Annotated in this window: 16 protein-coding genes; 7 read left to right on the top strand and 9 right to left on the bottom strand. The window is 27.4% G+C overall.

The annotated features are described in order from the left end of the window. Positions 1–32: 32 nt before the first annotated feature. Positions 33–641 carry an arylesterase gene (locus PB7211_RS06140; protein ID WP_034399147.1) on the bottom strand — a complete coding sequence of 203 codons (609 nt, stop codon included), beginning with the start codon at positions 639–641 and terminating at the stop codon, positions 33–35. Between PB7211_RS06140 and PB7211_RS06145 the strand changes: the two genes are divergently transcribed. Next, complete coding sequence (locus PB7211_RS06145; RefSeq protein ID WP_008545585.1) at positions 640–1305, top strand: ABC transporter ATP-binding protein; 666 nt, start codon at positions 640–642, stop codon at positions 1303–1305. The genes PB7211_RS06140 and PB7211_RS06145 overlap by 2 nt on opposite strands. Then, positions 1289–3826 carry an ABC transporter permease gene (locus PB7211_RS06150; RefSeq protein ID WP_008546014.1) on the top strand — a complete coding sequence of 846 codons (2538 nt, stop codon included), beginning with the start codon at positions 1289–1291 and terminating at the stop codon, positions 3824–3826. The genes PB7211_RS06145 and PB7211_RS06150 overlap by 17 nt, the downstream gene beginning before the upstream one ends. 189 nt (positions 3827–4015) lie before the next feature. On the opposite strand, the gene PB7211_RS06155 is transcribed toward PB7211_RS06150, so the two are convergent. Next, a complete protein-coding gene (locus PB7211_RS06155; protein WP_008544478.1) occupies positions 4016–5449 on the bottom strand; it encodes a helix-turn-helix domain-containing protein in 1434 nt (477 codons plus the stop codon). Between the two features lie 111 nt (positions 5450–5560). On the opposite strand from PB7211_RS06155, the gene PB7211_RS08025 reads away from it, so the two are divergent. From PB7211_RS08025 to PB7211_RS06165, 3 genes are all read left to right on the top strand, one after another. Continuing rightward, on the top strand, positions 5561–5722 hold the full coding sequence (locus PB7211_RS08025; protein WP_008545618.1) for a hypothetical protein: 162 nt from the start codon (positions 5561–5563) through the stop codon (positions 5720–5722). 82 nt (positions 5723–5804) lie between these two features. Beyond that, positions 5805–7079 carry an isocitrate lyase gene (gene aceA, locus PB7211_RS06160; protein ID WP_008545888.1) on the top strand — a complete coding sequence of 425 codons (1275 nt, stop codon included), beginning with the start codon at positions 5805–5807 and terminating at the stop codon, positions 7077–7079. 94 nt (positions 7080–7173) lie between these two features. After that, complete coding sequence (locus tag PB7211_RS06165) at positions 7174–8316, top strand: glycine cleavage T C-terminal barrel domain-containing protein (RefSeq protein ID WP_008545456.1); 1143 nt, start codon at positions 7174–7176, stop codon at positions 8314–8316. On the opposite strand, the gene PB7211_RS06170 is transcribed toward PB7211_RS06165, so the two are convergent. The 4 genes from PB7211_RS06170 to PB7211_RS06185 form a co-directional block, all read right to left on the bottom strand. Continuing rightward, the gene (locus PB7211_RS06170) at positions 8313–9080 is read right to left on the bottom strand and encodes an ABC transporter permease (RefSeq protein WP_008545471.1); all 768 of its coding nucleotides are present in this window, start codon (positions 9078–9080) and stop codon (positions 8313–8315) included. The genes PB7211_RS06165 and PB7211_RS06170 overlap by 4 nt on opposite strands. After that, a complete protein-coding gene (locus PB7211_RS06175; RefSeq protein ID WP_008545735.1) occupies positions 9070–10005 on the bottom strand; it encodes an ABC transporter ATP-binding protein in 936 nt (311 codons plus the stop codon). Before PB7211_RS06175 ends, PB7211_RS06170 begins: the two co-directional genes overlap by 11 nt. Before the next feature lie 82 nt (positions 10006–10087). Then, complete coding sequence (locus tag PB7211_RS06180) at positions 10088–10612, bottom strand: hypothetical protein (protein WP_008545666.1); 525 nt, start codon at positions 10610–10612, stop codon at positions 10088–10090. 11 nt (positions 10613–10623) lie between these two features. Then, the gene (locus tag PB7211_RS06185; RefSeq protein ID WP_008545405.1) at positions 10624–11091 is read right to left on the bottom strand and encodes a cytochrome c; all 468 of its coding nucleotides are present in this window, start codon (positions 11089–11091) and stop codon (positions 10624–10626) included. Here PB7211_RS06185 and PB7211_RS06190 point away from each other — a divergent pair. After that, the gene (locus PB7211_RS06190; protein ID WP_029455381.1) at positions 11086–11613 is read left to right on the top strand and encodes a cytochrome b; all 528 of its coding nucleotides are present in this window, start codon (positions 11086–11088) and stop codon (positions 11611–11613) included. The two genes, PB7211_RS06185 and PB7211_RS06190, sit on opposite strands and share 6 nt — an antisense overlap. Here the strand turns inward: PB7211_RS06190 and PB7211_RS06195 are convergent, their stop codons facing one another. Beyond that, positions 11614–12324: a class I SAM-dependent methyltransferase gene (locus PB7211_RS06195; protein ID WP_008544369.1), complete on the bottom strand. Its 711-nt coding sequence runs from the start codon at positions 12322–12324 to the stop codon at positions 11614–11616. Between the two features lie 55 nt (positions 12325–12379). Between PB7211_RS06195 and PB7211_RS06200 the strand changes: the two genes are divergently transcribed. Continuing rightward, the gene (locus tag PB7211_RS06200; RefSeq protein ID WP_008544760.1) at positions 12380–13687 is read left to right on the top strand and encodes an MATE family efflux transporter; all 1308 of its coding nucleotides are present in this window, start codon (positions 12380–12382) and stop codon (positions 13685–13687) included. A gap of 3 nt (positions 13688–13690) precedes the next feature. On the opposite strand, the gene PB7211_RS06205 is transcribed toward PB7211_RS06200, so the two are convergent. Together PB7211_RS06205 and PB7211_RS06210 are read right to left on the bottom strand one after the other, a co-directional pair. Beyond that, complete coding sequence (locus tag PB7211_RS06205) at positions 13691–14128, bottom strand: DUF4396 domain-containing protein (RefSeq protein WP_008545127.1); 438 nt, start codon at positions 14126–14128, stop codon at positions 13691–13693. 2 nt (positions 14129–14130) lie between these two features. Beyond that, complete coding sequence (locus PB7211_RS06210; RefSeq protein ID WP_008546064.1) at positions 14131–14574, bottom strand: c-type cytochrome; 444 nt, start codon at positions 14572–14574, stop codon at positions 14131–14133. Positions 14575–14582 lie beyond the last annotated feature (8 nt).

Consider the following 14582-nt stretch of genomic DNA (forward strand, 5'->3'; position numbering starts at 1 on the left):
AAAAATGATAACAAAAAAATAATATTTAGTCTTTATAGATTTTCTAAGATAGCTTTTTTTAAAGTATTACCAATGATAATTGTACCTTGGTCATTTGGATGCATGCCATCACTTAAATTAAACTTAGGATTTTGTGCCACACCCTCAAGTAGAAATGGAATTAATTGTAATTTATGTTTTTTTGACAAATCAGAAAAAATTTTATCAAAGGATTTCTTGTAGGCAAAACCATAAGATGTTGGTGCGATCATTCCTGCAATAATCACTTTTATATTTTTGTTTTTTGCAATTTGAATTATTTCTTCTAAATTATTTTTTGTCTCCTTAGGATTAATGCCTCTAAGCATATCATTAGCTCCAAGACATAAGATCATAAGATCGATATTATTTTCTGATAAAGTCCACTCAGCTATATTCAATCCGCCTGCGGAAGTACTGCCCGAAACACTACCATTAATTATTTTTATATTGTGTCCATCAAACTCCAAGCTTCTTTGTAAAACCACTGATAAATGTTGCTCATTCGGCAATCCATAACCTGCCATCAAGCTATCTCCAAACAATATTACTTTTTCTATAGCGCTCACCTTTATGGTGACTAGACAGAATACAATTATTTTAATAATAAAACTTTTATTCATGAGCGTTCTTCTTAAATTAAATAAGGTAAATCTTAAATACAAAACTGGTAAAGATAATATCAGAGTTTTAAAAGATGTTAACTTAACTACTAAGAAAAAAGAGACAATTTCTATTGTTGGAGAAAGTGGATCGGGAAAAACTAGTCTTATAATGTTAATTGGAGGTTTAGAAAAAGCTACTTCTGGAAAAATTTTTTTTCAAAATCATGAACTTACAAAATTAAGTGAAGATGAAGTCTCTGAAATAAGAAGAAAAAATATTGGAATTATATTCCAGTCATTTTATTTAATCCCAAATTATACAGCAGTTGAAAACGTTGCATTAACACTTGAACTAAATAAATTCAAAAACCCTGAAAAAGAGTCAAAAATATTATTAGATAGATTTGGTCTTAGCCATCGATTTAATAATTTACCGAGCCAACTTTCAGGAGGAGAACAACAAAGAGTTGCTATAGCTCGAGCTATTGCAATGAAACCAGAATTAATCTTAGCAGATGAGCCTACCGGAAATTTAGATACTGAAAATTCTATAATGATTTCTGATGTATTATTTAAATATGTGAAAGAAGAAGGTTCATCACTAATTATGGTAACACATGATCCAAAATTAGCAAATAAAGCAAAACGAAAAATTAAAATTAAAGATGGAAAAATTAGATAATCCATCTGAATTAAATTTAATTATTAAGTATGCTTTTAAAGATTTAAGCAGAAATTATAAAAAATTATCAAGTATTATAATAACACTTTTTATTAGCCTTTTCATTTTAAGTGCCATCTTCACAATTGAAGATAGTTTAAAAAAGGAACTTAACGATAACGCTAAAGCTTTGTTAGGTGGTGATCTTGAAATAGATTATAATCGAAATGAAGGAGATCTCGATCTTGTCAATCAAGTAAAAAAATTTACAACTATTTCTCAAATGATTGAGTTCAGTACAATGGTCTCAACCATTGATAGAGAAAAAAACAAATCTCTTTTTACCAGAATAAAAACTGTCGATACGAAATATCCTTTATACGGTGAGGTGGATTATGAACCTGCGGGTGCGTTTGATAGAATGCATAATGAGCCAAATACTTTGTTAATAAATGAAAGTTTATCCAAAAATTTAGATCTAAAAATTAATGACAAAATTAAAGTTCAAAATCAATTATTTACAATTATAGGAATTGTAAAATCTGTGCCAGATGTCAGTGGATTTGTTGCGTTTGGTGACTGGGCACTTGCAGGTGATCAAACATTAGAAATATTAAAACTTAATGGTATCGGAAGTTTTCTAAATTATGAATACAAAGTAAAATTTAATGAAGTAGAGAATGCCAGAGAACTAGAGAAAAGAATTGAAAATATATTTAAAGATGATCAAAAAGTTCAGCTTAGGTATCCTGAAAATTCTGCAAGTGGATTAAAGAGAATTATCAATAATTTTTCACAGTTTTTATCGTTAGTCTCTATCAGTGCAATGTTAATTGCAGGAATTGGGATAGCAAATACTCTTCTTTCTTTTATCAATCAAAACAATATGTCAATTGCAGTTAGAAAAGCTGTTGGGTTTTACTCAGGAAACATTAAAACACTATATTATCTTCAATTGTTAATTTTGCTTTTAATGATCACCACTTTAGCTTATGGCTCAAGTTTTTTAATAGTTCCTATTGTAGATCAATATTTATCAGATGGATTGGGACTTAATGTTTCTCCAGTATTTTCATTTGTTAACTATATAAAAATTTTTTTAGTTGGATTATTGGTTCTAATTATTTTTTCAATTCCGACCATAAGTTCAATCGATCAAGTCAAAGCCTCAAATTTATTTAGAAATGTTTTTCAAAATTTAGAATTTTATTATTCAAAAAAATCAATAGCTTTAAGTCTTATATTGTTATCCATTTTAGTTCTTTTATTTAGCTTTGGTTCTGAGAGACCTATCTACAGTTTTGGGTATTTTGTGGCTTTTTTTGTTTGTTTAATTGTATTTTTTTTACTATCAAAAATAATCATTTATTTTTTAAAAAAATTTAAATCTTCTTCTAATATATCTCTAAAAGTATCTATTAAAAATATCACTCAAACCAAAAGTATTACTCCAATTACAATTATGTCTTTAGGGTTGGGAGTTACTTTGCTTTTAACTCTCGCATTAGTTGGAACAAATTTTCAAAGAGAAATTGCAAAATCTATACCTGATATTGCTCCTGACTATTTTTTTGTTGGGATTCAAAAAGGAGAAAAAGAAATATTTGAAAAAAATATATTGAATATGGATTTCAATGCCAAAATTGAAGTGGTACCGATGGTGTCATCTGGAATTATTAAAATTAATGGTGTTAATCCAAATACTTATATCCAACCTGATAATGATAGTTTCTGGGTTATTGAAAGTGACAGAAGATCTTCATGGACCGATGAAGTTCCAGAAGATAATCCGTTAACTGAAGGTAAATGGTGGGATCTTACCAAACCCAATCAGCTTCAAATTTCTTTAGATGCCGAAGTTGCAAAAAATTTAAATATTAAATTAGGTGATGTATTCACTCTTAATATTTATGGTAGAGAAATTGATGGTAAGATAGTTAATTTTAGAGCTGTAGATTACCGTGATCTTAATATTAATTTTGCAATGCTATTTAATCCTCAATTTGCAAACAATATTCCTCATGAATATTTAGCAACTGCTAAATTTGAAACAATTGAAAAATTTGATGAAACTTCAATGTTGGATGTATTGCCGAGTTTATCCATGATTAAGATTGCTGACTATTTAAATAAAGTAACTGATGTTTTAAATAAAGTTTTTATCGCTGTAACCCTTATTTCGGCAGTCACTATTATTATTGGTTTAATTGTTATTTCTAGCGCTATTATGGTTCAAGGAAAAGTAAAAGAATACCAAAATTTAGTATTTAAAATTTTAGGGTTTTCAAAAAAAGAAGTGATTTTATCATCACTAATTGAATTTATAATTATTTTTAAATCTGTAATTTTAATTTCAATTTTTTTTGCAGTAATTGGTTCAAAATTTATAATGGAAAATATCTTTGAACTTGTCTGGAAATTTGATTTTAAAGTATTAATTTACCTTGGATCTTCTATTGGTCTGGTAACTTTAATCTTAATTTTGTTAACAAATTTAAAATATCTAAATCCTAAAATATATCCTTTAATTAGAAATCAATAATTAGAATTTTGAAGCGTAAACCTAAAAATTTAGGAGTAATACTATAGATGTTATTACAGCAATAATAATAATAACGACAATATAATTAAGCTTTATATTGAACTTTTTTTGAACAAAATCAGTAATTTTCTCCCAGAATAAAACTATTAGTAAAATAACAATAGCTGGTAGTAAATATTTAATCATTATCTAAGAATTATTGTCACTAACATAAACAGAAACTCCCCTTGTGTTTAAATCTACATCAAATTTTTTATGTAATGGTGGGAATGCTCTTTGTGAACAATCTAATCTATCACAAGTTCTACAAGATACACCAATTGGGATTTCTGTTGATTTATCATTAATATTTACATTTTCGGTATAAACAAAATCCTTAGCATATTTAGCCTCACAACCAAGACCAATAGACAATATGCTTTTTGCTTGTCCAAATCTTCCTATACCTTTTTCAACTGTTCTTGCAATGCAAACATATTTTTCACCATTGGTCATTTTACTTACTGCAGCTTGGATAACTCCTGGTCTAGTTAGAGCAGAGTAAACATTCCACCTAGGGCATGCTCCTCCATATCTAGGTATATCAATACCTGATAAAGAAAATCTTTTTGATATATTTCCTGCCATATCTACTCTTAAAAAATGAAAAGGGATTCCTGGAAGTTTTGGATCTTGCAGGCACGTTACTCTATGTGCAACTTGTTCAAATGAGGTAGCAAAAGTATTTTGTAGCAGCTCTAAATCATATTTTAGTTTTTTACACTCTGAATGAAAAAATTTATAAGGCATTAAAATTGCTGCACCACAATAATTTAGTAATGCAACTTTTGTTAATTTTTTTGACTCTTCAGATGGAAAGCTAAATGTTGATAAATATTCTTCAATTTCATCACTGGCTCCCTCTTGTGCTATTTGGGCTGCAGCATGTAATTTTTTTGTCTCCAATGAACTATAATCACTTAATAAAAGTTCTTTTTTATTTTTTTTAAATATTTTAGAAAAAGGTTTATTTTCCTCAGGAATTACATCATTTACTTTAATTGAATATTCTGAATTTAAATATTCACAAAGAGCAATATATCTTGTTCGATTATTTTTTTGAATTTTATCAAAAACTTTATTTGCAAAGTCTTCTAATTTTGGAAAATAATTTTTATTTTGTTGTAAAAAATCTGAAATTACTTCTCCAGGAAATGAATTTTTTCTATTATCAACTATCTTTCCAGAAATTTTTTCTACTTTATCAAATAGTTCGTGATCCTTTTCTTTTAAAATATCACCTAATCTAACAATAGCTTTTCCAATCTTTGGATTGGTGCTTACTAAATCTTTTACTTCTGGTCCTAAAATATCTAGGTCTTCAAATAATTTATCATCTAAGATTTCAGAAATAGTATTTTGTAAATTAATATCTGTTTTAGAAGTAAGATGAGAGAGTTCAATATTAAGTTTTTCACATACTTTTAATAAAAGATCGCCATCAATTTTACGCTTACCACTCTCTATTAAGTTTAAATAACTTGGAGAAATGCTCAAATCTTCAGCTAATTTATTAGCTTGTAAACCTAATTGCCTTCTAAAAGCTTTGATTTTTGGCCCTATTTTTAAATCTAATTGACTCATATTTTCTATTTGTAAATTTTGTAAATTTATTTTTACAATTTTTTTATAATATTTACAAGCTTTTTTATCTTTTTTATATCTTTTGTAAACTCTGTAAATTATAAGATTTACATGAACAAAAAATTAAATAACACTGAAAACGAAGCTCAAATCATAAGAAAAGAGGATCTAGATCGACATAATAGTAGAGGTATCTACATGAGGGATGATCATTGTGATTGGGGTTCAAGTGGGATGAGTGATCTTATTAAATCTTTAGACGACAATAGTTAAAATTCGTCTCTAAAAAATTTAATAATATTCACTTCTTACTAATTCAACTTTTCAAACCATAAACATAATAGGACTAACAATAATGAGCGCAGAAAATATCTCATACGACTTAAAAAGATTTGCTGGAATTAAACGTGATTATACTGAAGAAGAAGTTGAAAGATTAAGAGGTTCAATCAAAATTGAATATTCAATGTGTAAAATGCAATCACAAAAGCTTTGGAAATTATTAAATACAGAATCTTATATTAATACACTTGGATCTTTATCTGGTAATCACGCTGTGCAACATGCTAAAGCTGGGTTAAAAGCAATTTATTTAAGTGGATGGCAAGTAGCAGCAGATGCAAATAGTGCTGGAGAAATGTATCCTGATCAATCTTTGTATCCTTATGATAGTGCACCAAAATTAGTTGAATCCATGAATAATGCATTAGTTAGAGCAGATCAAATTCAACACATGGAACTTAAAGATGGTGATATGAAAGAAGAAAATAAAGTTGATTACATGTTACCAATTATTGCTGACGGTGAAGCAGGTTTTGGTGGACCTTTAAATGTATTTGAACTTGCAAAAAAATTCATCAAAGCAGGTGCTGCTGGTGTTCATTTTGAAGATCAACTAGCTAGTGAAAAAAAATGTGGTCATATGGGTGGTAAAGTTTTAGTTCCAACTGGAACTATGATTAAAAATCTAAAGGCTGCAAGATTAGCTGCAGACATTGCTAATGTTCCACTTATTATTTTAGCTAGAACAGATGCAAATGCTGCAAAACTAATTACTAATGATCATGATGAAAATGATAAACCATTTTTAACAGGTGAAAGATCACCAGAAGGTTTCTTTTATGTAAAACAAGGAATTGATCAAGCAATATCTAGAGGCCTTGCTTATGCTCCATATTCAGATTTGATTTGGTGTGAAACGGCGACACCAAATTTAGAAGAAGCTAAAAAATTTGCTGATGCAGTTCATGAAAAATTTCCTGGAAAGTTATTAGCATACAATTGTTCTCCATCATTTAATTGGAAAAAGCATTTAAATGATGATGAAATTGCTTCTTTCCAACAAGAGATTTCCAAAATGGGATATAAATTCCAATTTATAACTTTAGCTGGTTTTCATACACAAAATATTGCAATTTTTGAACTTGCAGAAAAATATAAAAAAGAAGGTATGACTGCTTACTCTAGAATTCAAGAACAGGAATTCTTAAGAGAAAAAGATGGCTATACTAGCGTTAAGCACCAAAGAGAGGTTGGAACTTCATATTTTGACTCTGTATCAAATACTATTAGCAGTGGCACAAGTTCTACTACTGCAATGGAAGGTTCAACTGAATCTGAACAATTTTAAATAAAAATAGTTTCCCTCAAATTATTTTAAATAGCCCTTAATTGGGCTATTTTTTTGTTTGTAATGATTACAAGAGACTGTTAAGGAACAAAAAATGAGTAATAAAAACTTTGGTTTTGGTACACAAATAAGAAAATCACCATATTTTGACTCTACTGTAAAATGGGGCGCGACAGGTTTTTCAGTTTATAACCACATGTATATCCCAAGAGATTTTGGAAATCCTGAACAGAATTTTTGGAACCTAATTCAAACAGCTATTCTTTGCGATGTTGCTGTTGAAAGACAAGTGGAAATAACAGGTCCTGATGCTTATAAATTTATACAATTGCTTACACCCAGAGATTTATCAAAACTTGCAATTGGTCAATGTAAATACGTATTAATCACTAATAATGATGGTGGTATATTAAATGATCCAGTTTTATTAAGACTAGCTGAAAATCATTTTTGGTTATCCCTTGCTGATAGTGATGTTTTGTTATGGGCACAAGGCGTTGCTGTTAACTCAGGTTTAAATGTTCAAATCAAAGAACCAGATGTCTCTCCCTTACAATTACAGGGTCCTAACTCAGGAGAAATCATGGTTAAATTATTTGGAGAAGGTATTAGGGAATTAAAATATTATTGGTTAAGAGAATACGATCTAGATGGTATTCCATTAATAGTTTCAAGAACTGGTTGGTCAAGTGAACTGGGTTATGAAATATATCTAAGAGACGGATCAAAAGGTAATGAATTATATGAAAAAATTATGGAGGCTGGAAAAACACATGGTCTTCAGCCAGGTCATACATCATCAATAAGAAGAATTGAAGGTGGAATGTTATCTTACCATGCAGATGCTGACATAAATACCAACCCATTCGAACTGGGATTAGACCGACTTGTAAATTTAGATGCAGATATAAATTTTGTAGGTAAAGATGCATTAAAAAAAATTAAACAAGATGGCATTAAAAGAAAACAAATTGGTATTGAAATTGATTGTGAACCTTTAAAAGGACCTAACACTACATTTTGGGAGTTACAAAAAGATAATAAAATAATTGGTAAAGTTACTTCAGCTGTTTACTCTCCAAGACTTAAAAAGAATATTGCTTTAGCAATGGTTGAAATTCAACAAACAGAAATAGGTAATAAATTTGAAGTAATTTCTAATGAAGGTAAATTTAATTGTACTGTTGTTGAAAAACCTTTTTACGATCCAAAAAAGAAAATTGCTAGTAGCAGTTAAGATTTAATATTATAACCTTTTTTAAGAAGGACTGAGACAACAGTTATACAAATAATTAAGAACAAAACCATAGAGCTAATGCTGATCCATATATTAAAGTCAGATACGCCATAAAATGCAAATCTAAGCCCATTAATCAAATAAACTACTGGATTAAAGTATGTGATTGTTTGCCAAAATGGTGGCAACATATCTAAAGAATAAAGGCTTCCACCTAAAAATACCATTGGGGTGATAACCAATGTTGGTATGATTGACATTTGTTCAAAGTTAGAACTCATCAAACCAATTAGAAAACCAAATAAAGCAAATGTAAAAGCAACTAATAATAATAGGAAAATCATTAATAATGGGTATTTAACTTCAACTTCAACAAAAAAGGTTGCTGTTATAAAAATTACAACTCCAACTATTAAAGTTTTAGTTGCACCAGCACCAACAAATGCAAGAACAATTTCAAGAGTAGAGATTGGTGCTGCCAATATTTCATAAATAGTTCCATTAAATTTTGGGAAGAAAATTCCAAATGAAGTATTACTAATTGATTGAGTTAATAGCGTTAACATCAATAATCCTGGAACAATATAAGATCCATAACTTATACCATCAATATTTTCAACATAACCACCAATCACAGAACCAAAGACTATAAAATATAAAGATGTAGATAAAACTGGTGACAACAAAGACTGTAATAAAGTTCTTCGAAATCTATCCATCTCATGAAAATAAATTGCTTTAAACGCAAGAATATTAAATTTCATTATTCTCCTTAACCAAACTAACAAATATTTTTTCTAATGAATTTTGCTCTGTTTTCAAATCTCTTAATTTTAAACCTTCATCTTTTAAATCTTGAAGTAAATTTGTAATTCCAGTTTGTTTTGCTTGAACATTGTAAGTATAATCCAGGGATATATTATCTTCTCTAATTTTAAGATTGTATTTTTTCAAGCTATTCGGAATTTCTAATACTTCCTCTTGAAGATATACAGTTAATTTTTTTTGACCCATTTTTTTTAATAATTCTTTTGTTTCTTCTACTACAATTATTTCTCCTTGGTTTATAACACCTACCCTATCAGCTATCGCTTCAGCTTCTTCAATATAGTGTGTGGTTAAGATAATAGTAACTCCTGATTTTCTTAACTCTTCTACGGCATTCCACATATCTTTTCTAAGCTCCACATCAACACCAGCTGTAGGTTCGTCTAAAAATAAAATTGATGGTTCGTGAGATAAAGCTTTGGCTATTAAAACTCGTCTCTTCATTCCACCTGATAATTGTCTTAATCTTTGATCTTTTTTATCCCAAAGACTCAAATCTTTAAGAATTTTTTCTATATGTTTTGGGTTAGGTTTCTTTCCGTATAAACCCCTTGAATAACTTATGTTGTTAAACACGGTTTCAAACTGTTCTAATGTTAATTCTTGAGGCACTAATCCAATTCTCGATCTGGTTTCTCTATAATCATCTATAATATCATAACCATCAACTGTAACTTTACCTGATGATGGTTTAACTATTCCACAAATAATACTAATTAGAGTTGTTTTACCAGCACCATTGGGTCCTAACATTGCAAAGATTTCCCCTTTTTTAATATTAAGATTTACTTTTTCTAAAGCTTTGAAGCCGTTATTATAAAATTTTGATAGATTGTTAATAATTATTTGATTTTCAGACATTTTGGAGCTCCATATATAGAGTTTAATTTATATATTACAATAATCTAATTTTACTAAACTGCTCTTTACAACAAAAAAACAACTAATTGATAGATTTTAATATTTCCAAAGGTAGTGGTGCTTCTGGATATTTTTTTTGGCACAACTCTTCATAACTTTTACAATATCTTGTTATAATTTTAAAAACATTATCCTTATTTTTAATAATATCTAATTCATTAATTAAATCATTTCGTTTATTTTCTAATTCTTGTATTTGTTCTGTTGAAAAAAACTCACCAGTTTCAATTTCCCAATATGTATTGTCAAGTTCATCATCATTTAATTCATTTAATTTTTTTTGTAATTCTTGAATAATCTTGTCATTAGATTTTTTATTTCTCATAGGAGAATTTTTCAATTTTCCAAGACACTTATCTTTAAGTCCATCTATAAAATGATCATATGGTTTTCCTTCAGAAAGATCTTTAAAATGATTTGAATTAAAATATTTATCTATTGCAAATTTTGTAGAAACTTTTTCTTTGCCTTTAATTATTGCTACTTGCACATAAACTTCTTGATTAATATATTCTTCTAAATGTTCTTTAACTTTCTGAGGGATCATTTTTTTAAAAATTAATGTGGTGCTCGATACCTACTGTGGCAAGCTTTACAATTACTCCACATTAATTTTCCAATTGTGCCTCTAACATTATCTGTTTCTTCAATTGTCGAAGCAAGTTTTATCATATCATCAGATGCTTTTAGCATTAAAGCATCAAAAGCATCTTTTTCTTCCCAAATAATTGGCAAAGAACCGGTCTTAAATCCCTCTTTAGAGTTATCTGGAAACATTTCTTTTAAATTTTTATAATTTTCACTCATCTCTAACATTAATATCTTTGCATCATCAAAATCACCACTTGATGAGAGTGATTGAACTTTTTTAGCTGTATTATAATTTTTACTAAATAAAGCTTTTCTATTCTTAATTATTTCCTCAGAACTTTGTTCAGAGTTACCCGCTGTAGTCACAAAAATACCACATAATGACAATAATAATATTTTAATAATTATTTTTATATGTTTAAATAAATCATGCATCTAAATAATACCCTAACAGAGTATGGTGTTTTTTCAAAGTTGCTACATTGGCTCAGCGCAATTTTACTTTTTATCCAAATTCCCTTAGGTTTTTATCTAGTGGATTTAGATTTTGGTGAGGAGAGAATTACATTTGAAAATATACATATAATATTAGGTCTAACCATATTTTATTTAGTTATCATTAGACTAATTAAAAATATTATTAACCCCACACCAAAAGTAGATGCAAGTATTTTTAAAGGACAAAAGTTTTTAGCAAAAATGAATCACGTATTATTATATGTGACTATTTTATCCATCTCAATTTCAGGAATTTTAAAAAAACTATTCAATGGAGAAACTTTAATAATATTTTTTAAAAAAATTAAATTAAATGATAATTTTGAATTAGCCGAAATATTTTACGATGTACATGTCTTTTCAAATTATTTAATTATAACTTTAATAGCTTTACATGTATTAGCTGTTATTATTCATAAATTTTTTTTTAATGACAATTTATTGAAAAAAATTACTTAGCTAGTTTCTTATTATCAAACAAATCAATCTATCTCTAAACTTTAGCTCTTTTTTATATTTATTCTTAATTTCGATTAAACCATCTGCTATTTGTTTTTCATTAAAACTAAGTAAAGTAGAAATATATCTTTTTTTTATCATCTGAATATATTTTATTTTTGAAATTTTAACTTTAAATATAAATTGCTTAATAATTATTTTTGGATAATTTTTTTTAATTAAATCAAAATAACTTTTGTCTCTTTTTAATGATTTATGTAATTTTTTTTTCATTAAAAAAAAGGTTGGAATTTCATTTTTTTTTGGGTCTAAACTTAAAATTATAATTTTACCATTAACATTAAGTTTATTTTTACAAATATACAGAAGTTTTTTGATTTCTTTTTTTTTTAATAAATGAATTGTTTGTTTTATTAAGATTAAATCAAACTTTAATTTAGTTTTTGAAATGAAGGATAAAGCATCTGTAGTTTTAAAAATAATCTTTTTACTTTTGTCTTTATGATTTTCAATATCTAGACCAATAGGTTTATAATGTAGATTAAGTTTACTCGATAAATTAGCTATAATTTTTCCTCTACCACATCCAATATCTAAAACTCTAGAATATTTATTAAGTTTTATTTGTTTTAATATAAATTTATTGAAAGAGTGAATATATTTATTTGATGATAACCAAGTTTTATTATCCCAATTTTTAAGTGAAACCATTTATAGTATTTAAATCATTACAAAAATTATTTAAATACAGTTTTAAAGATAAAAAATGCAAAAATCCTCAATCCAATATATCTTAAAATTATCAATTCCTATATTTTTTGCCAACTTAGCAATTCCAATGGTTGGAATTATTGACACAACGTTAATGGGAAATCTAGGAAGTTTATCTTACCTTTCAGCAACATCTGTTGCAGCCAATTTATTTTCAATGATTTTTTGGAGTTTTGGTTTTTTAAGAATGGGCACAGTTGGAATGGTGTCTCAAGCTAATGGAAAAAATGACCATTCAGAAATCTTAAATATTATAATTCGAAATCTTTTATTTGTTTTAACTATATCAATAATATTAATTTTAATTCAAAATTTTATATTAAATTTAAGTCTAAAGATTTTTGATTTATCTGAAGCTACTAAAGATCTTTATAGTCAATATTTTAGAATTAGAGTTTATTCAGCTCCAGGGGAATTAACACTATACATTATAACTGGATTATTTGTTGGATTACAAAAAACTAAAACTTCTAGTTTTGCTGTTGGTTTTTTTTCTATTTTGAATATTTTAATAAGTGTAGTTCTTGTCACAAAATTTGATTTGAATATTAAGGGTGTTGCTTATGGAACCTTTTTCTCAGCATTGATTACATCAATAATTTTTTTAATTTATACATTTTGGTATTTATCAAAATATGCCAAAATTGAAATTAAATTTAATCAAATATTAAATATAAAAAAAATTAAAGATATATTTAATATTAATCTAAATATTTTTATTAGAACAATCTTATTAACCTTTTCATTTTTATGGTTCACTTATCTTGGAACACAAATTGGTGAGGATTATGTTGCTGCAAATGCTATATTAATCAATCTTGTTTTTCTATCTGCTTTTATATTGGATGCTTATGCTTTTTCTACTGAAGGAATAGTTGGTTACTCATTAGGAAAAAAAGATTTAACTCTTTTTAAAAATATTGTTAAAAATTCATTTATACTAAGTTCGATATCAGGATTAATAATTTCTATAATCTTCTTTTTTACTAACAACTTTGTGATTAATTTTATGTCAGATATAGATGAAATCAGAAAGTTAAGTTCATCTTATGTAATTTGGTTAATAATTTTACCTGTAATTTCATCTTTTTGTTATCAATTTGACGGTATTTTTATAGGAGCCTCTCAAACAAAAGAATTAAGAAATGCAATGATCTTTTCAGTTTTAGTTTATTTGTTAATTTCAATATTATTAATTAAATTTCTATTAAATACTGGGATTTGGATTTCTCTTTGTATCTTTATGATTCTAAGAGCTATTTCTCTTTTTTGGTATTTAAATAGAATCTATTTAAGATTTTAAAGTTCAATGACACGCAATATTAAATTTTTTTAAACGCCAATAATTATATGGCCAAGGTGTTAGAAAGCCTACAATCAACATGATTGGCACAACCCACCAAGTTAATATGGCTCCACCTGTCAATAGATAGTCTGTTAAATTCATTGCAACTTCCATACTTACCATTGAAATAAAACTCATTCCCAGAGCTGTTTTTAAAGCATTTTTAAAATCAAAGTTTTGTTTCATAAGTATAATGGTTTCTAGAATTATACTTGTAATTAATCCGTTTATAATTGCTAATGTCATAATCCCTATAACTGGAAATGGAATTTTTGTTAATTGAAAAAATAATATTGTTCCAAAATCTCCAATAGCACAACCTAATAAACACCATGCTGTATTTTTTGCACTTCTTTTCCATGTATCTGAACAAGACCAATTAAAAGTACTAGCTGTCATAATTATTTGCTTAAATTTATCTGATATTCATATTCTTCTTTAGGCCAAAAAGATTTGATATAAGCCAATACACTATCAATTTCTTTATCAGATAAATTGTCCTCAAAACCAATCATTTTACCTTGGTAATTTTTTACTAATTTTGCTAATCCATATTTAATTATTGCATGCAGTGTTTGATCATCATGATGCCACGTGTGTCCTGTTCCATTTAAAGGAGGAGCTTTTCTATGACCATCTTCATCCATTTCTTTCCAATTCTCTGCTCCAGCTAAATTAACCATATGACATGAAACACAATAATTTTGATATGCAATTTTACCTCTTTCAATCATAATTTTTGACTTAGTTGTAATTGGAAAATGATTATGTGCTTTAGCAACAGTTAAAGTGCTAAAAAAAATTAAAATGATTGTTGGTAATAATTTAATAATGTGCTTTAACATGATTTTAA

The organism is Candidatus Pelagibacter sp. HTCC7211 (assembly GCF_000155895.1).
Lineage (GTDB): Bacteria > Pseudomonadota > Alphaproteobacteria > Pelagibacterales > Pelagibacteraceae > Pelagibacter.